Origin of the sequence: Pseudomonas californiensis (assembly GCF_021147775.1) — a bacterium.
Taxonomy (GTDB): domain Bacteria; phylum Pseudomonadota; class Gammaproteobacteria; order Pseudomonadales; family Pseudomonadaceae; genus Aquipseudomonas; species Aquipseudomonas californiensis.
On sequence record NZ_JAGTPK010000014.1, the window covers coordinates 26,004 to 44,844 of the forward strand.

Annotated in this window: 11 protein-coding genes; 2 read left to right on the forward strand and 9 right to left on the reverse strand. The window is 58.8% G+C overall.

The window, feature by feature from the left end; genetic code table 11:
* Positions 1 to 37: 37 nt before the first annotated feature.
* On the reverse strand, positions 38 to 1,459 hold the full coding sequence (gene hldE, locus KDX37_RS15440; protein ID WP_231653548.1) for a bifunctional D-glycero-beta-D-manno-heptose-7-phosphate kinase/D-glycero-beta-D-manno-heptose 1-phosphate adenylyltransferase HldE: 1,422 nt from the start codon (positions 1,457 to 1,459) through the stop codon (positions 38 to 40).
* 197 nt (positions 1,460 to 1,656) lie between these two features.
* On the reverse strand, positions 1,657 to 3,459 hold the full coding sequence (gene msbA, locus KDX37_RS15445; protein WP_231653549.1) for a lipid A export permease/ATP-binding protein MsbA: 1,803 nt from the start codon (positions 3,457 to 3,459) through the stop codon (positions 1,657 to 1,659).
* Positions 3,460 to 3,575: 116 nt separating this feature from the next.
* On the opposite strand from msbA, the gene KDX37_RS15450 reads away from it, so the two are divergent.
* Positions 3,576 to 4,214 carry a BUD32 family EKC/KEOPS complex subunit gene (locus KDX37_RS15450; RefSeq protein WP_231653550.1) on the forward strand — a complete coding sequence of 213 codons (639 nt, stop codon included), beginning with the start codon at positions 3,576 to 3,578 and terminating at the stop codon, positions 4,212 to 4,214.
* 66 nt (positions 4,215 to 4,280) lie between these two features.
* On the opposite strand, the gene KDX37_RS15455 is transcribed toward KDX37_RS15450, so the two are convergent.
* From KDX37_RS15455 to KDX37_RS15485, 7 genes are read right to left on the reverse strand one after another with little or no spacing between them, the layout of a single operon-like run.
* Positions 4,281 to 5,453, reverse strand: a complete 1,173-nt coding sequence (locus KDX37_RS15455) for an O-antigen ligase family protein (RefSeq protein ID WP_231653551.1) — start codon at positions 5,451 to 5,453, stop codon at positions 4,281 to 4,283.
* Positions 5,443 to 6,216 (reverse strand): glycosyltransferase family 2 protein, encoded by a 774-nt coding sequence (locus KDX37_RS15460; protein ID WP_231653552.1) that lies wholly within the window; start codon positions 6,214 to 6,216, stop codon positions 5,443 to 5,445. Before KDX37_RS15460 ends, KDX37_RS15455 begins: the two co-directional genes overlap by 11 nt.
* 30 nt (positions 6,217 to 6,246) lie before the next feature.
* Positions 6,247 to 7,203: a glycosyltransferase gene (locus tag KDX37_RS15465; RefSeq protein ID WP_231653553.1), complete on the reverse strand. Its 957-nt coding sequence runs from the start codon at positions 7,201 to 7,203 to the stop codon at positions 6,247 to 6,249.
* A gap of 30 nt (positions 7,204 to 7,233) precedes the next feature.
* Positions 7,234 to 8,643, reverse strand: a complete 1,410-nt coding sequence (locus KDX37_RS15470) for a PIG-L deacetylase family protein (RefSeq protein ID WP_231653554.1) — start codon at positions 8,641 to 8,643, stop codon at positions 7,234 to 7,236.
* Positions 8,640 to 9,536 (reverse strand): antimicrobial resistance protein Mig-14, encoded by an 897-nt coding sequence (locus tag KDX37_RS15475; RefSeq protein WP_231653555.1) that lies wholly within the window; start codon positions 9,534 to 9,536, stop codon positions 8,640 to 8,642. The genes KDX37_RS15470 and KDX37_RS15475 overlap by 4 nt, the downstream gene beginning before the upstream one ends.
* Positions 9,536 to 10,666 (reverse strand): glycosyltransferase, encoded by a 1,131-nt coding sequence (locus KDX37_RS15480; protein ID WP_231653556.1) that lies wholly within the window; start codon positions 10,664 to 10,666, stop codon positions 9,536 to 9,538. The genes KDX37_RS15475 and KDX37_RS15480 overlap by 1 nt, the downstream gene beginning before the upstream one ends.
* Positions 10,650 to 12,407 (reverse strand): carbamoyltransferase family protein, encoded by a 1,758-nt coding sequence (locus KDX37_RS15485; RefSeq protein WP_231653557.1) that lies wholly within the window; start codon positions 12,405 to 12,407, stop codon positions 10,650 to 10,652. Before KDX37_RS15485 ends, KDX37_RS15480 begins: the two co-directional genes overlap by 17 nt.
* Positions 12,408 to 12,728: 321 nt before the next feature.
* Here KDX37_RS15485 and KDX37_RS15490 point away from each other — a divergent pair, with 321 nt between their 5' ends.
* Positions 12,729 to 18,836: a membrane-targeted effector domain-containing toxin gene (locus KDX37_RS15490; RefSeq protein WP_231653558.1), complete on the forward strand. Its 6,108-nt coding sequence runs from the start codon at positions 12,729 to 12,731 to the stop codon at positions 18,834 to 18,836.
* The last annotated feature ends 5 nt before the right edge of the window (positions 18,837 to 18,841 follow it).

The window sequence follows — 18,841 nt, forward strand, 5'->3', positions numbered from 1 at the left end:
AGCGCGAACCGGTCAGTTCGCGCCTGATGCAGCAGGTTTACTGCCCGCGAATTTTCTCGACAATGGCCGTGGTTGAGCTGTTTTCCACCAGCCCCAGCACCCGTACTTCGCCGCCGTACGCTTGCACGATGTCGGCGCCGACCACTTGATCGATCCCGTAATCGCCGCCCTTCACCAGAACATCCGGCTTGACGTGGGCCAGCAGGTTTTCAGGGGTACCTTCCGCAAAGCTGATTACCCAGTCCACAGCGCCCAGACCGGCCAGCACGGCCATGCGACGGTCAACACTGTTGATCGGACGACCCGGCCCTTTGAGACGGCTGACAGAGGCGTCATCGTTGACCGCGACGATCAAGCGATCACCCTGCGCCCGCGCCTGCTCCAGATAGGTCACATGGCCCGCATGCAGGATGTCGAAACATCCGTTGGTGAACACAATGCGTTCGTTGTGGGCACGTGCATCGTCGACCGCCAGCAGCAACTGCTCAAGGCCAAGCACGCCGCGCTCGGAACCTTCTTCACGCTGAATGGCGCGACGCAACTCTGGAGCGCTGATTGCGGCGGTGCCCAGCTTGCCGACTACGATCCCGGCCGCCAGATTGGCCAGCGCAACGGCGTGAGGCAGCTCTTCACCCGCGGCAATAGCGGCGGCAAGAGTGGAAATCACCGTGTCGCCCGCACCGGTCACATCGAACACTTCGCGAGCGCGGGCAGGCAGGTGCAGCGCGGGATGATCAGGACGAAGAAGGGTCATGCCATGCTCGCCACGGGTGACCAGCAGCGCGCCCAGGTCCAGGTCACTCATCAACTGCGCGCCTTTGGCGACCAGCTCGGTCTCGTCCGCACAGTGGCCGACAATCGCCTCGAACTCACTCAGGTTAGGAGTAATGAGGCTGGCGCCGCGATAGATTGCGAAATCCTTGCCCTTGGGGTCGGCCAGCACGGGAATGCCACGCTTGCTGGCGGCCTGAATAAGCGCCTGATGGTTTTTCAGCGCACCCTTGCCGTAATCGGACAGTACCAGCACCTTGATGCCGTCGAGCAGGTCGTCGACTTCGGCACTCAATGCAGCGGCATCGGTGGCAAAAGGTTCTTCGAAGTCGATACGCAGCAATTGCTGGTGACGACTCATGACGCGCAATTTGACGATGGTCGGCTGATGGGCAATACGCTGAAAGCGCGCACGCACACCGGCTGCTTTCAAGCTGTTGGTCAGGCTGTCTGCCGCCTCGTCTTCACCGGTAACGCCAACCAGCGAGGCCGGTGCGCCAAGAGCAGCGATGTTCAAGGCAACGTTGGCGGCACCGCCGGGGCGGTCCTCGATCTGATCGACCTTGACCACGGGCACTGGCGCTTCCGGGGAAATACGCGAGGTACCACCATGCCAGTATCTGTCGAGCATGACATCGCCAACCACCAGGACGGGGGCCTGATCAAAGCGCGGCATGGATAACTTCATCGAACAACCCGTACTAGAAAATGGACAGGGGCGGAATCTTAGCACAGGGGTTTGCAACAGGCAGGCTGTTCAGGACAGGCAAACTGTGCAGGGGGCCGAAAGCTGCATTGCGCGATTCAGACTCGCGCAGGCTCGTAATTGCGCCTTCGCAGGCGACGGTTTACGCAGCCTGCGTCAGCGCGCGGAAAGGCCGGGGCTCAGATGGCCCCGACCGGGGCCGGCTCGTCCAGGCCCATGGCATGCAACCGGGCGTAATAACCGTTCTGCGCAAGCAACTGGGAATGGGTACCGCGCTCGACGATCTTGCCCGCATCCATGACCAGGATCATGTCGGCTTTTTCGATAGTCGACAGGCGGTGAGCAATCACCAGCGTCGTGCGCCCTTTCATCACTTGATCCAGCGCAGCCTGAATATGGCGCTCCGACTCGGTGTCGAGTGCAGAAGTCGCCTCGTCGAGGATCAGCAGTGGCGCGTTTTTGAGCAGGGCGCGGGCAATCGCCAGACGCTGACGCTGACCACCGGAAAGCAGGACGCCGTTCTCACCGACCTGAGTGTCAAAGCCTTGCGGCAGTTGATCAATGAACTCCTTGGCGTAGGCGTCAGCGGCAGCGGCTTCGATATCGGCTCGCGGCGCACCGGCCAGATCGCCATAGGCAATGTTATTGGCAATGGTGTCATTGAACAGTGTGACGTTCTGATTGACCTGAGCAATGTGCTTGCGCAGGTTACGCAGGCGATAGTCGTTGATTTCTACGTCATCCAACAGGATTTGGCCGGTTTCGTGCACGTAGAAGCGCGGGATCAGATTGGCCAGCGTGGACTTGCCACTGCCCGAACGCCCGACCAGTGCGATCATCTGCCCTGGTTCTGCCGAGAAACTGATGTCGTTCAGTACCTGACGCTCGGTCTGTGGGTAGAAGAAGCTCAGGTTTTTCACTTCCAGACGGCCCGAAACGCGATCACGCTCAATGCTACCGGTATCGACTTCCTGCTCGACGTCCAGCTGCTCGAAGATACTTTCCGCACCTGCAACGCCTTTCTGAATGGTCGAGCTGACCTCAGAAAGCTGACGGATCGGCTTGGGCAACAGGCCGGCCGCAGTGATGTAGGCAACCAGATCGCCAGCCGTCGCGTCACCGCGCAGGAACAGCACCAGAAACATGAGCACCGCCATGGCGGTATAGATGACCAGTTGCAACATCGGCGTATAGATAGCGCCGGTCTTGGTCATCCGCAGTTGCTTGTTGGTGTTGCTCTCACTGGCCCTGGCAAAGCGCTTCTGTTCGTACTCTTCACCGCCGAAGCTGCGAACCACGCGATAGCCCTGGATGGTTTCAGACGCCACATGTGTCACGTCTCCCATCGCCACCTGGATCTTCTTGCTCTGTTTGCGGAATTTCTTGCTGGCACTGCCCACCATGATTGCAATCACCGGCAGAATCGCCAGCATCACCAGGGTCAGTTGCCAGTTCATCCACAGCAGATAGATGAACAGGAAAACAACGGTCAGCCCTTCACGTATCACCACCTTGATGGCGTCGGTTGCCGCGCCGGTGACCATGGTGACGTTGAAAGTAATGCGCGAGATCAGATGGCCCGAATTGGTGGTATCGAAATAGCGATTGGGCAATACCAGCAATTTATTGAAGAGCTCGACACGCAGGTCGTGCACCAGCCCCAGCGAGACCTTGGCCAGAAAATAGTTACCCAGAAACGAACCCAGCCCCTGCCACGCAGCGATCAGGACGATCAGCAGCGGCACGGCCTGCAGCAACTGCAGGTCTCTCAGGTAAGGAACGTTGGGAAACAGAACCGCCTCAGGATTGCTCAGGCCGTCGACAAAGTATTTGAGAATCCCCGCCAGCATCGGCTGGGTCGAAGCAAAAATCACGAAACCAAGGATACTGAGCAGGAAAATGCCCACATACGGACGCACGTAAGACAACAAACGGAAGTAGATTTTCACGCTTGAAGTGGCGGACGATTCGGAGGTTGTCATGAGAATCCGTCGTATTAAAAAGAAGGCGAATTGTATCACAAGCGGTTTTCGCGACGGCCTGCTGCGGTAACATAGGCGGCCCGTCCAGCCCTTGCGGCGTAGAATCCGGAGTATTGATGCAAGCGCTCGACCACGCCCACTACCTTGCCCTGGTTCAAGGTGCCGAAGTGCTTGAAGCCGACGGCACGGGCGACAAAGTACTACGTTTGAGTGACGGTTCAATGCTCAAACTGTTTCGACGCAAAAGATTCATCAGTTCGGCTGCCTGGTACCCCTACGCGCAACGCTTTGCCGACAACTGTGTCACGCTGGCCGAGCGCTCGATCCCCTGCCCGCAGGTCCGCACGGTTTACCGGATTGCCGAGATCGCGCGCGATGCCGTTCATTACAATCCGCTGGCTGGCAACACGCTGCGCCAACTGCTGGACACCGCCGCCGAGGATGATGACCTGCGCATGCAACTGGGACGCTTCATCGCCAGCCTGCACGAAAAAGGCGTGTACTTTCGCTCCGCGCACCTTGGCAATGTCATTCTTACCCCTGAAGGCACTCTGGGCCTGATCGACATCGCCGACATGCGTACTTACCGGCGGGCGTTGCGCAAGACCATGCGCCTGCGTAACTTCAAGCACATGCTGCGCTACCCGCAAGACCGGCAGTGGTTGCTGGGTAACGCAAACCCGGCGTTCTTCATGGGGTATCTGAGCGCCCAATCGATGTGTACGCCGGTGGAGCTGACGCAGGCCATCAAGTAGGCCAAACGGATTGAGCACAAACAGAGAGGCCGCCTGCAAGGCGGCCTCTCTGTTTTCATTGATCAATCAGCGCATCAGGCGATGCTTATGACGCTCCTGCACCACGCGCGCCAGAATCGCCGCAGCAGGCAACAGCACCAGCACCCAGAGTTCATCCGGATTGCCAACCAGCTTGCTGCCGTCGAAGTTGAGCATCACCAGCGAGGCCGCCAGATACAGTCCCCATGGGCTGCGCAGACGCAGGGCGCTCCAGAGTGTCATCGCCATGACCACGATAAACAGCACCAGCGACATGGCCCCAGTGTAGACACCCAACGAGACGAAGATGTTATGCGGATGCTGGATCGCCATCCCGCCCGTGAGCGTCTTGGTGGTCACGAAATCCACGCCACAGCCCAAGAACCAGCCACAGTTGCGCCACTCGCCTGTCATGATCTCGAACAGTTCGATGCGGTAGGAATCACCCCTGACCATCAGCAACTTGACCCATTGCTCGTCCTTGACCACCCAGAAGGCGATGCCCGCGGCTACTGCCAGCACCAACAATGTGACCAGGGTGGGTTTGGGGAAGCGATACAGCGAATACAGGGTGCATATACCAAACAGAAAGGCCGCGCCCACCAGCGCTGTGCGGGTCTGCACAATGAGCGCTGCAATTACCAGCGTGAGCACAATTGCACTGGCGCCCTCGACCCAACGGCGCTCCTTCAACCAGACAGGCAATGCCAGGCCAAGAGCACCGACCAGCCAGGCGCTGGTGTAAATCACGTTGGCCATGCGTGCAGGCAGTATTTCCACGCGCTTGCCAAACTCGAACTGCCCTGTCACCCAACTGTGAACGCTGGAGACCAGCACATATAAGCAGATGACCCAGAACAGCCCGCGCGCCACTCCTGCCTTATGCAGAAACTGGCTGTTTACCAGCCCGCCGATGGCAAAAACAAACAGGCTGACGTAGACAATATGCTTGTAGAACTGGAAGTCCTGCGAATAGACGGCGGGAACGAAGAACCAGGCCATGAACACTGCCCAGGCGATGCCTAATGGCTGCGCGAAAATCCCGGCGCCACGGTGCTTGACCAGCACGTAAAGCGCAGGCAAGGCCATGAAGGCGTAAAACAGATTGTTGGTCGCCTTGGAGGACGTCCCCAGCATGAAGCTGAGGATAAAGACGGCAAGTACTGCACCAAAGTAGATCTGAACCTTACTGTTTGCGATACCAGCCTGGTCAACTGACATTATTGAGCAACCAACCTATTCCTGTTCCTATGATCACGGCAGCGATCAGCTTGAGGCGATCCCGACGCTTGCGACGCTCTTTGTCCAGCCGCTCCTGCGGTACCACCACATGCTCACCGAAACCGGTGTGCAGCACAGCATCGTTCTCCAGAATCAGAGCGTACCGGTTTTCTGAGGCAAACAATTGTGAAAGTTTTTTCTCTCCGCCGTGTTCTGCGTAGGGCGCGTGCTTTTTGTAGTCTGAAAGACGGCGCAGCCCCGGATTGAAAGAGAAACCCTGCCACTCCGCCTTGTGCGATCCCAGCTTGTAGAAAGGGATTCCCTCAACAACCTCACGCTCATTCAGGTAAACGTAAGGGCTGTGTGTACGTAGATCATGATTGTAGCTGCGCAGCCAGACCTGCAATGCCTGCGGATCGTTTTTCAGCAGAGTCATGGACTCTTCGATGAAATTAGGGCGGTAGAAATCCCAGTCGTCTTCGCAATGAAACACCCACGACGTCTCGATAAGTGCGTACGCGGCATCGACCGAGCGCATCTGGCCCAGTTTGGGATTGTTGATGATGAACCGGGTATGCACGCGCCAGTGCTCGGGGATGCAGTCCTGAACCTGTGCATCGCCGGAATCTTCGGTGATCAGAACATGGCGTATGGGTGCCGTATTGAAACGATCAAATGTTTCCAGAGTGCTTTTCAACAGGTCAAATCGACCGCAACTGGTGACAACCAGCGTGATCTCACTGTTTTCACTGAATACCATCATGTATTCCCAATCTTTAAGGGTTCAAGGGCATTACCACGCCCAACGAGACCGAATACGATCAATCCAGCGTGCTGCAGGCATGGGCCGCAACGGCGCTACCATGTGCTCGACAATTGATCGGCCCAGAGCATGAAAGGTAAACCGCTCCTCGACCAGAATTTGTCCGTTGCGTGATATGTCGGCCGCAAGTGCATCATCCTTGCGCAATTGGTCCAGTTTTTGACGAAGTTCAGGGATATCCCGATAAAGCACGATGTTGTGCATGTCGACAAAACCGAGGGCACGATTTTCGTCGGCGCCCTGGTCGAAGGCAAACAACACGCATCCGCAGGCCATGGCCTCGAAGTTCTTGATCATGTATTCGCCCATGCCGACATCCGCGCTGACAAAGAAACGGATACGGTTCAGCGTGTCGCAATACTCTTTACCCGACTTGGTCCGGGTCACCAGCAAGGGCTCAACACGACCCAGCTCATCGAGCAGCGCTTTGCGACCGCTGTAGGCCACGCTATTGGTGCTGCCCACGAACGCCATCTCGATGTCACGCTCGCGATCCTGCCACTGCAACAAGGTCTGGTCGTAGCCTTTGGGGACAAACACCGCATCGAAGCCTTCACCACGCAGGCGCTCGCTGACCATGAACCCGGAGCAGATCACCCGCGCCCACGGTAGATTGCGATAGTGCGCACTGAATTTACCTGTGTACTTGCAGGCGATGTAGTTCTGGTAGGCATCGTGTTCGAGAATGACCAGATTGGGGATCGTGCGGATGAAGCCGACCTGCCGGACTTCCTGTTTGAACCGTAGAAAAAAGACAATTCGGTCATAACGGGCGACGTCGACTTCACGCTGGAAATAGCCACGCAGGTTGCGCTGCTGCGCGGAGTCCAGCCAGCGCACCTCGCATTCGCAGTGAGCGGCGATACCGTCGTAAAGACGATCCAGAATCGCGCGTTGCTCTTTCTGGACCAGAAGTAGGACTTTCATTGTTTTCCTTGCAGTACTGCGACTGCTTGATCAGATATCACGGCTGCGCCAGAACAACTCGTGTCGACGCACCGCTTTACGGAAAAATTCGTTTTCGCCTTCGGCTGGCCAACGGCGCCCCGCCAGCAACCGTTGCAACCATCGACGCACACGACGCTTGAAAGGCATCGGCGGCTGCAAGTCGTGCATCATGCCCAGCGCCATCGCCTTGTCCCGCTGCGTCGACACTGACAATGGCAGGCTGTAAGGCACCAGCGACAGGTGAGCGTCGAATACCGGCGGCAGGCTGATCCCGGTGTAGGCATCGCCCATTGGCCATCGATCATTGTCGTGCAAGTGGTTTGCGTAACCGAGTACGACTTCTGGCTGCCACTCAAGCCCGGCCAGCGCCTCGCGCACTGCTGCCTGAGCACAGATGTGATCGGGATGCGGGTCAATGGCTGGATGCGGCATGACCACGACCTGAGGTCGGGCCTTGAGCAGAAGCGCCCGCAGGTCTGCCAACAGGTTGTTCCAGGTCGGCTGACCGTCATCGCCGGGCAAGGCAAACGGGTTGAACTGGCGGAACAGCCGGGTATCCATCAGATCAGCCTCCCGCGAGCCGACCGGCGTGTCTGGCGCAGCTTGCATGGCGGGTAGCTGCAGACAGAAATAGCCAAGCTGCACGCACTGCGACTCGGGCACACCGCCCCAGCGCGCCACGGCAACACTGTCCCAGGCGCGCAGCCTGCCCTTCATGCGGGCGGCTTCAGCGGGCGACATGCCCATCTGTTGATAATGTTCTGCTTCGATTTCACCGGCCGTCAGCGTCACGACCCAGGCTTCCTGGGCCTGGCTGTACAAGCCGAACGCGGCCAGCTCGGCATCATCGGCATGCGGGGCAATGATCATTACCCGCTGCTGACGCGGATCAGGCTGACGGAACACCCACAGACGCGGCGTACCCCGGATAGCACAACGACGCCCTTCGATGCTCAGGTTGCCTGCCACCACTGCAGGTGCAAACCCGGTCAGGTTCAGATAACGCACGCCATCAACGCCCCGCTCGAAAGCCTGACTGTCGACGAGTTCCGAACCCCGCAACTGGACGACCGGATCCAGCAAACGTCCGAGCAAGCCACTTTTGATCGTTACCGCGAGTACGAGCGTTTCATCACCCGACAGCTGCAGCGGCGTATCGACCCGCAGCCGGCCAGCGTCCAGGCGCACGCCTGCTACTTCGTTCTCGGCGGGGAAGTTGTACTGATAGTCGTCGCTTGGCGAGTAGAACAGGTGGTCGGCAAACCAGGCTTCGTGAGCGACCCATACAGCCACGGCCAACACCGGCACCCACCACCAGGCCACAAGCACACCGATGGCGATCAGCAACAACAGGCCAGCGATCAGCACCAGGCGCTTGTTACGGCGATGGCGCTTGAGCAACTGCTGTTTGCGGCTCAAATCTGGAACACCGGCACAGGATTGCACCAGCGATCCTTATACTCGCGGTCAGCGCGACCGAACGAAAAACGCAGTGCCTTGCCCAGCGCCCGCGCATCTTCCCAGGCGCTTTGGGTGTTGACGAAGCTCAGCACACTGCCGGGGCTGAAGTCGCGGGTTTCAGGATCAACCCCGCCGTTGACATATTCAATGCTGACCCACTGCGGAGCCTGGACGCGGTACACCAGTTGAATGGCAACCGGCGCATCATTGAGAAACACCACCGAGCCGACCTGCCACTCGCGCAGCAACTCGATGACCTCGGCCTTGTGCCGTGCTCCAGTGGCCTCGAAACCCCAGCGGCGCTGAAAAAGATCGCAGTAGATGCGGGCGAATTCGGCGCTGGTGAACTCACTGGCCGGACGCAGCGTACCGCCCGCCTCTTCGAGCAAGCGCAGCTCGCGGCGCTGGTTGTAACGGAATTTCTTGGACAGGTCCTCGGGGGTGCGCGCCATGGCCAGCGATTCGGCTTGAGGTTTGAACGTGCTGACCCGCCCTTCGTTGAGCGAAGAGACATAACGTGCGCGATGACGCACAGGCACCTGTGCATCATCGGCAATGGGCAGAATCAGCTCGGCATTACCCAGGTCAAACAGCCCTTTCTTGCCGTGACGCTTGAGCTCGTCCTTGGACAACGCCAGTGAACGCCCCCAGGTCGCAATCGCGGCCTTTACCTCGCCGCCCTGCTCCCATGCCAGGTAGCGCACGGCGATACCGGCCAGCCCTGACAAGCGCTCGACCACCTGAGGGTGAGTCGCCACACTTCCGCCGAAACGATGCCATGCCTGTGCATAAGTCGCTGCGTCAATCGGGGTCCAGCCGCGCTCGCGCCAGCTTTTGAGTCGGTTGAGCATCAGGACTCCGCTGTCAGGCGGATGACGTGCGGCAAACGCCAGAAGACATCGCGTACCGCATGGTCGCAAAAACGCTCGCGCAAGCGAGAAAGCATGCGCTCGGCGCAGTCCTGACGTTGATCGGCGTCCAGTCGGGACATGTGGATCAAGCCCTGGGCAAGGCTGTGTACATCGCCCAGCGGGAACAACAGGCCGACATCCTCGACGACTTCCTTGGCACCGCCACACGATGTCGCCACCAGCGGCACGCCTGCGACCATCGCCTCAAGCAACACCATGCCGAAGGGTTCGTGGTCGGAACTCAGGGCAAACACATCAAACGCCTTGAAATAGCGGCGAGCATCGGCAACCTGACCGAGAAACAGCACATGTGCGCCGATGCCGAGTTCCCGTGCCAGGTCCTTGAGCGTTTCCTCAAGACGGCCCTTGCCCAGAATCACCAGCTGACTGTTTTCCGGCAGGCTCGGCAAGGCTTCGGCAAAACCGCGCAGCAGCGTGGCCTGATCCTTGTCCGGGTGCAGACGACCAACATTGCCGACCACCCATGCCGAGGACGAAAGACCCAGCTCGACCCGGGCATCCTCCGCGCTGAACTGGCTGCCTTGCAGCTGCTCGATGTCAATACGGTTGTAGAGGGTCTGAATACGCTCAGCGGGCCACTTGGGCAGGCTGCTACGGATATCGTCCCGCACTGCGTCAGAGACACCCAGCAAACTCAAGCGCTTGCGAAACAGATTGGCGAACAGCTTGCGACTGCGGCGCTGATAGTCACCGAACGCATGATGCACACCGATCACCTGCAAGCGTGTGGCGAGCAAGGCGATATAGACAGGTTTGAATCGATGCGCGATGCAGAAGCTGAAGTTACGGGTCGCGGCGATTTTGCGCAGATCACGAATGGCACCCAGCTTGAGGCCACGAATGGCGCTGGAGCTGTACTCCATGAACAGTACTTCGTCCGAACCGCAGTCTGCCACCACATCCGGGTCTGCAGCGCCGGTCAGAAATACCGTGGTCACACGGTAGCCCTTGCCGGCGAACAGGCTGGCGTATTGACGTGCGCAGTCCAGAAACGGCCCGTCATAGCCGTGACAGAACTGCAATACGTGACGTTCAGCCGAGCGTGTCATGAGCCTCGACGCCTTCTTTGATCACCAGAATGTCTTCCATGATCAAATACTCAAGGTCCGAGCCGAAGAACATGTTCAGCGCATCGGTCGGCGAGCAGATCATCGGCTCACCACGGCGATTGAGCGAGGTGTTGAGTGACACACCATTGCCCGTCAGGTTTTCCAGCGCTTTCATCATGTCGTAGTAGCGCGGGTTGTATTCGCGTTTGAGTACCTGAGCACGCGATGTGCCGTCTTCGTGGACGACTTCCGGCACGCGGGTTTTCCACTCTTCAGCCACTTCAAAGGTGAAAGTCATGAACGGCGCCGGGTGATCGATCTTGATCATCTGCGGTGCAACGGTGTCGAGCATCGAGGGGCAGAAAGGCCTCCAGCGCTCGCGGAACTTGATCTGGTGGTTGATACGGTCGGCGACGCCAGCCACGCTCGGGCAACCGATGATCGAACGGCCGCCCAATGCGCGCGGACCAAATTCCATGCGGCCCTGGAACCAGGCAACCGGGTTGCCCCTGACCATGATTTCGGCGATGCGCTCAGGGGTGTTTTCGATCTGGCGCCAGACTGGCTTGCTCGGGTGCCGGGCGCAGGCCGCGATCACATCTTCGTTGCTGTACGAAGGGCCGAGATAGACGTGCTCCATCTTCTCGACCGGCACGCCACGGGCATGCGACACGTAGGCCGCAGCACCCACCGCAGTACCGGCGTCACCGGAAGCCGGCTGAACGAACAGCTCCTTCACTTCCGGGCGAGCGATGATGCGCTGGTTCAACTTGACGTTCAAAGCACAGCCACCGGCGAAGGCGATCTTGCCGGTTTCCTTGAGGATGTCGCCCAGATAGTGATCCATCATCTGCAGCGCCAGCTTTTCAAACAGCGCCTGCATGCTCGCGGCGTAATGGATGTAGGGTTCGTCTGCCACGTCACCCACGCGTTTCGGGCCCAGCCATTCGATCAGTTTCGGCGAGAAGTAGAAGCCCTTGCCGTTTTCCTTGTAGCGACGCAGACCGATGACGTTAGCGAGCTCGGTGTTGATGATCAGTTCGCCGTTTTCAAAGGTGGCCAATCGCGAAAAGTCGTACTTGCTGGCGTCGCCATACGGCGCCATGCCCATGACCTTGAATTCGCCATCCAGCATTTCGAAACCCAGGAACTCGGTGATCGCGCCATACAGGCCGCCCAGCGAGTCTGGATCGAAGAATTCCTTGATCTTGTGGATCTTGCCGTTTTCGCCGTAGCCGAAGAAAGTCGTGGCGTACTCACCCTTGCCATCGATACCCATGATCGCGGTTTTTTCGGTAAAACCGGAGCAGTGATATGCGCTGGAAGCGTGGGCCAAGTGGTGCTCCACCGGCTCGATCTTGATCTTTTTTGGATCAAAGCCCAGTTGCTCAAGGCACCAGACGATCTTGTTGCGGTAGCGCTTGTAACGGCGATTGCCCATCAGCAGCGCATCGAGCGCACGATCAGGCGCGTACCAGTAACGCTTGGCGTAATGCCAGCGTGCCTTGCCGAACAGGCTGATTGGCGCGAACGGAATCGCGACCACATCGACGTCGGAAGGCTTGATACCGGCCTGTTCAAGACAGAACTTCGCCGACTCGTAGGGCATGCGGTTCTTTGCGTGTTTGTCGCGAACGAAGCGCTCTTCTTCGGCTGCTGCGATCAGCTTGCCGTCGATATAAAGCGCAGCAGAAGGATCATGGCTAAGGGCGCCGGACAGGCCAAGAATCGTCAATGCCACTGGGGTCTAGCCTCTTTAGTCTGCATACGGGCGCAGGGTGCCCGAGTAAAAATGTGCCCCCGCACAGCGGGCTGGGGACAGCTAAAGGGCGGGATTATAGCGTAATGACCGCCGTTTTGGCTCGATGCTGAAAGCCTGGGCCGCAAGATCCGGCGCAAGCCCGGTGCCAGAGGGCTGTCTTTGAAAATAACGCGATCTGTGCAAGCAATAACTATCTACGCCCAGCCGCCCCAGGATTCTGATTAGTTTGGCGACACCCCGAACGGCCTCATGGCTGTTGACGAAACGTGCGCACGGCGCATTCAAGGACGAACGAATTCAATGCATACACTCACACCCATATCTCTGAAGCCCGCTGAAACAGCGCCTGCCGCCTCGGCAGCATTGAAAAGACTGGGCGAACTCAGTCTGTTGACGGCCACCGAACTCAATCAGTTGCCCGCCCCCCACAGCCCCTTGCTGGATGCAATTATCCACAAAGCCCCCACTGCCGAGCGCGACTCGGAGACCTCGGTGCTGCTCCAGCAGATCGATGATTACTGGAGCGCCTCGTCAACGGATGGCGAGACGCGCTACCAGGGTTTTCTGGCCAATCTGCAGCAGGCCCTGCACGACGAAATCAGCGTCAAGCTGCATGAAGGCGATCTTGATCCCGCCCACGCCACTGGCTTGCATGCGAGCATTGCACAGCCGCAGGGTTCGACTGACGCATCCATGACCTGCTTCTCCCTGCACATTCACCTGCAGGACGAGCTGCCCGCAGAAATAGCAGGCGCGCTGGTAATGACGCATCCCCAGGGACATACGCTGCTGGCATTGCCGGGGGTCGGCATCAAGGGTTTCAACAGCCAGAGAGACTTGTGCGACACGCTCGTTCAGTGGCTTGGCTCACCGACACTGCAGCATGCCTTGCTGGGCAATCTTGAGCAGCAGTATCAGGATCCGATGGCACAGGCCAGCAATGACCCGGACCTGTACAACGAACCGTTCGCGCTCACCGACATTCAGTTGCAACAGATCCCGGACGCGCCCTTCGCCCATGCCATGGACAGCCTGCTGAACAAGCAGCGCGAGGACATCCGCCACGCCTGTCTGCGCGAAGACATCCAGGGGAGAAGCGAGCTGCGGGCCTTGATTCAACAGGCGATCAACATGCGCGGCCTGTTCGGACCCGCTGCCATGCTGGAGCTGCGCGAACTGAAACATCTCGAAAGCCAGTACCTTCGCAGCCTGCCGGACTGGATCAAGAACGCCAGCGGGCAAGACCTGAACACCCATGCCGAACACATGGCACACCACCAGCAGGCACGAATGGCGGTACACAGCGTGTTGGGAGCTGCAGCCTCCCCGCTGGATTTCGCCCGGGCCCACCTGCGCATGCGGTTGGCCGACGATTTCGGCTTTGCGCTGGAGCCGGATGACATCATCGTCAGCACCCACCGACATCTGCCCGTGACTGGCGAAAGTTACACAGTGACGCGTTCGCTGGTGGAGTCAGCCTTGTATGGTCTGCATCCCAGTGACAGCGCAAGCGGGTCGGACTTCCTTGAACGAACCCGACTCAGCTACAAAGGTGCGCCACTGGGCGCTGACTACGCGTTACTGGATACGGCTTACCTTGCGCGTCTCATCGATGAGCTCGATGTACGCGGCAAATTCAGTACTTTTCAGCGCACGGCCTACCAGAACGAACACAATCAGGCATTGATTCGCACCCTGGCTCGCACCCAGATAACCGAGCTGGCCCATGCAGCCCAGATGCAGGGCCATATTCAAGCGCAGGACTTCGACATTGTCGAAGCACTTGCCAATCCGAAAGCGGTCTCGACTGACCCACGGTTTCATGTGCAACAGATCAAGCTTGGCGGCCTCCACCTGATGAGCAAGCTGCTGGTGTTTCGCAAAGACACCGAGCAGGGTCGACCGGATCGACTGATCATGGTCGCCATGGACGCGCCTCACCCGCACCAGTTCTGGGCTTTCGATAACGTAAAGCAGTTGCTGCATGAGCTGGTCAGTTGGGCGATGTCGGACGAGCTGTGCGATTACCTGCTTCAACAAGTGGACCTTTCGCCCCGCCCTGCGCTCGAACAGCAGCTGTCCGCACTGCGCCTCAAGCCCTATCCACAGGCCGATTATGTTCAACTGGTCGATGCTCCCGACTACGAAACAGCGTTGCAGGTCATCACCGCACGCCACACCGACGTCGCACTTTCCCGGCAGGCGCTTCATACGCCCGAGTGGTACCTGAACGCAACACCCGAACAACGCCAGCAGTTGGTTGCCCTCGAAGACGCCGCAACAGGAGCGCTGTACAACTACCAGGCCATGCCGGGTACCCGCGTGCCGCCCTTCGAGGAGTACGTTCACGAACGGGCCACCCAGCAGATCAGCAAACTGCTGGGCGTGCCCTACGCCTCGGTTGACCCTGACCTGATTGTAATCACCACCGAGCGCGAGACCCTCACTTACACCGACCTGCTGCGCAACGGCTACGACGACAGCCTTGACCCGTTCAGCAGCAGCGCAGACCTGCACGCGCGATTCAATGGCCCAAAGGGCGTTGATATCAGCATGCTGACGCCTCAGTCCGTCACCGGTTCGGTGCGTGGCAAATGGCTTGCTGATGACTACCTCGCCAAGATCAGAGCCACCCTGCTCAACCCTGACGAACCGGGCTATGAATCCCGACGTCTGGCGAGTGTTGCGATCACCCAACTGCAGATGCGCGTCGCCGCACTGCGCAGCCACCTCAAAGGCCAGGTCGATGGCTATCAATATGAATGGCTACGGGACGCTATCGAAAACGCCCACCTGAGCGACGCCCAGACCCGGGAGCAGTATCCGCTTTACCCCCTGCAACTGGAGATCGACAAGCCATTGATCGGCTCTGGCCTGACCGGCTTCGACCAATTGATCGTTCCCGGCAATCACGTCGAAACAGTTCTGGGCTGCATCGCAATACTGCCGACACGCACTCGTCAATCGGCCCTGCTGTATACACCGCAGGCCCCTGATGGCATCGAGTTCCGGCTGTTCAGCGACTTCGTTTCGTCGTTGAGCGCCGCTGACATGATCGACTACTACAAGGACCGGTGCCGACTCCAGGCTGGTCGGATCCTGTCGTTTTTCCTGAAAGACATGCAGCAGGGCAACGCAAGCAAGGCACCGTTCCTGCCCGGGGCGTTCATTGCCGACTTCGCCGATACCTGCTTCAACCAGCCCATAGAACGCAAGCTGCGTGAAACAGACGACGTCACCACTGGCCGTAATGACATGCTGACCAGGATGGCCTGGATCAGCGTCGAACTCGTTGCCACGGCACTGACCTTGCCGTTTCCAACGGCCAGCTTTGCAGTCGGTACACTCTGGTACATGCATGACAGCGTCCACGCCTTCCGGGCTCTGGCAGAGGGTGACGGCGACACCGCCAATACGTATGTGATATCGGCGCTGCTCAATGGTCTGGGCGCAGCGGGTGACATCAGCTCTGGCCTTAGAGGCTTCGGCGGTGTGGTGCACCGGCTTGAGCGACGCTCGTCGTCAACCGTGGCGCTGCGCACGGTCCCGAAACCATCGGCACCACCGCGTTATGAAGACCTGTTCCCGGTAACCATCAAAGATCAACCTTTCCTCATCGCGCAACCGAACGCCAACGGACACATGCCAGTGTTTCACACACTGGACGCGTCACAAGCGAAGGTCGAGGCAACGGGACAGTTCGTCAAACGACAGGCTGACGGCCTCTGGCAGCCACTGGGCCCGGTATCAGAAGGCGCGTCCGGCGTCCGTACCGGTTATGCGGTGGACGTTTCGTTGCACAACGTGCCGCGCAACAAGGGCGGCCATGGCGAAGGGGTTTGCACGGTCAACGGCAAGCATTACATCGACCTGTCCGGCAGCACCTTTGCCGTGCAGTTCGATGCCCGACTGCGTTGCTGGCAAATTATTGATCCGGCCAATCCGTTCGCCTTTTTTGGTAAACAGCCTGTGCGCCTGAACGAAAAAGGCATCTGGCAGAAGATAGACCGACAGCAACTCAGAGGCGGCGGCCTGGACGGTTCGGAAAGCTATAAGCCGCTGCCTGAAGAAGGTGCCACGGCAGGCGAAGCGGCCACAGGGCTGAGCGATTACGAGATGCCCGGGCCGATGCAGCCCTATATGTACGCGGTGCTGAGTAACAAACCCTTCGACCCGACGGGTATGGGCATGGAGTTCTACTTTCAGGCCTATCATTCGCAAATGCGTGAAACCTTCGCTGCTGTTCAGGACAAGCTGTACCAGGATGCCAATCAGTTTTTTGCGGCGCCAGTGCTGCCGCCCCGCCCTGCGCTGCCAACACTGGCTCCGCAAACCGGGCTGGATACGTTGATAGAGAACCTTTTCGCCCACAGTAACGGCGTCGTGATCGGTGAAGCGCCGCAATCCATCGCCAGTAAACGCCTGCTGATTCTCAACATGCCGCTGCTGGCCGAGCAAGGCGTCGAAGTTCTGTACGTGCAGCACTTGTTCACCGACAAACACCAGGTGAAACTCGATCGCTATCGACAGTTGGGTGGAAAAACCCGCTCCGGCTCGCGTGAAATCAAACATCACCTTCGAGACCTGAGTGCGGGAGAGCTTGGCGACCAGCCTCACAAATATGATTACTACCACCTCATAAAAGCAGCCCATAAAAACGGCATTGAAGTCCGCCCTTACAGCTCTTCAGCCAGCTATCGGTCGGCCAACCTTCCAGTGGCCGCCGCAGTGGCAGACCCTGATGCTGCCATGAAAATGAGCAACTTCTTCGGCCACACAGTCATCAGCGCCGATGCAGCGGCCAACCCATCCCGGCGCTGGCTGGCCTTGCTGGATCAGAAGCTGGTGGTGGCACACAACGACATCCCTGGCATTGCGGCACTGGAAGGCGCGATCAGTGTTCACATCGAAGACATTGCAGCGGGTTATCCAATGAGGGTCATCGCCAACCCGGTAAGCTCGACAACGGTGGGTGCTGCCGCACACAGCGATTTCACCGTGCGCTTCTCTAACCCCATGATGATCGGCCCCGGCACCGCTGCGCAGCCCACTACATTGCTTGACCAGACACTGTTGCGACGACTGGGCAGCAGACAGCTCGACGAGGCCGAAGGCGAATGGGCCGGTGACTATCTTTTTCTCTGGGACGAGTCACACGGCTGGCAGCGCACCGAACCTGAACACTGGGTACCCAACTCGCCGATGACTGCCATCCAGCAGTCCCTTGAAGACACGTTCTACGACATGCCTTTCGAAAGCAGAGGGACCCTGCACACCCTGGCCAGCTTTGAACATCGCGGGCTGGATCAGCGTTATTTTTTCCAGGATGAAGAATTGGGAGCCGTGCGTGAAAAACTCTTCGAACGGCGCAAACAGCTGCAACAGGACGCTCGCATTGTCATCGATGCATCGCTGCCGGCGCGTCCGTCAATACCTGAGGTGCCGCCTGGAACCACCACTTCGGACCTGCTGGAAACTCTTTTTCAGCACACCGACGCCATTGTCGTAGGCGAAGCGCATGCCTCGATCGCCAGCAAAAAGCTGATCATCGACAACCTGCCTTTGCTGGCGCAGCACAACGTCAAGACGCTGTACCTCGAACATGTGTTGACCGATCTGCATCAGGCAGACCTGGACCGCTTCTTCGAGACGGGCCAAATGAGCAAAACCCTGCTGCATGACCTGCAAACGCTGGACCTGGGCCACCACACCGACCCGCAGAAGATCTATACCTTCGAGCAACTGGTCAACAAGGCACAACGGCAGGGTATCGAGATTCGCGCCATCGACTGCGCCGCGAGTTATCACATCAAGGGGATCGCGGACGACCAGCCCACAACCCGCCAGCAGATGATGAATTTCTTTGCATCACGCACCATCCGCAAGCATCAGGACGTCATGGGCTCGCATAAATGGATTGCCTTAGTGGGCAACAGCCACTCCAACACGTACGAGAGGATTGTGCCCGGTCTCGCTGAACTGGAGGGCGGCATTGGCCTGCGTGTGGTTGATGTCGAGCAGAGTCAGCCAACCACCGTGATAAAAGATCCGGGCGCCTGGCTGCCCGTCGACATGAGCAAAAGCAAAGTGCGCCTGAAAGGCGACTATCTGGTGTCGATGGGCGTCTACCGACCGCCCGTCGCGGACCGTCCCTTCGAGTCACTGCCTGTCTCGGAGCGACTGTCACGTCCCGGCATGTTTCTGCTTCAGCAGGACAGCAAGGGCTCGCAATCCATCGTGCACCGCTCACGAGACACGCGGATGCACACGACACCCGTGCACGTCGATACCAAAGGCAAGGTATTTATCGAGCGTCCGACCTGGGCATCGGTACACGGTACGCGCTATGACGACACGGATGGCCTGATCGATGCGCTGCGGGGGATAAAGTTGACGTTCATGGGCTGAGCCTC

Bases quoted from the DNA above. Each gene is read 5' to 3' on its own strand.
- hldE (WP_231653548.1), bottom strand. From the start codon at position 1,459: ATGAAGTTATCCATGCCGCGCTTTGATCAGGCCCCCGTCCTGGTGGTT.
- msbA (WP_231653549.1), bottom strand. From the start codon at position 3,459: ATGACAACCTCCGAATCGTCCGCCACTTCAAGCGTGAAAATCTACTTC.
- KDX37_RS15450 (WP_231653550.1), top strand. From the start codon at position 3,576: ATGCAAGCGCTCGACCACGCCCACTACCTTGCCCTGGTTCAAGGTGCC.
- KDX37_RS15455 (WP_231653551.1), bottom strand. From the start codon at position 5,453: ATGTCAGTTGACCAGGCTGGTATCGCAAACAGTAAGGTTCAGATCTAC.
- KDX37_RS15460 (WP_231653552.1), bottom strand. From the start codon at position 6,216: ATGATGGTATTCAGTGAAAACAGTGAGATCACGCTGGTTGTCACCAGT.
- KDX37_RS15465 (WP_231653553.1), bottom strand. From the start codon at position 7,203: ATGAAAGTCCTACTTCTGGTCCAGAAAGAGCAACGCGCGATTCTGGAT.
- KDX37_RS15475 (WP_231653555.1), bottom strand. From the start codon at position 9,536: ATGCTCAACCGACTCAAAAGCTGGCGCGAGCGCGGCTGGACCCCGATT.
- KDX37_RS15480 (WP_231653556.1), bottom strand. From the start codon at position 10,666: ATGACACGCTCGGCTGAACGTCACGTATTGCAGTTCTGTCACGGCTAT.
- KDX37_RS15490 (WP_231653558.1), top strand. From the start codon at position 12,729: ATGCATACACTCACACCCATATCTCTGAAGCCCGCTGAAACAGCGCCT.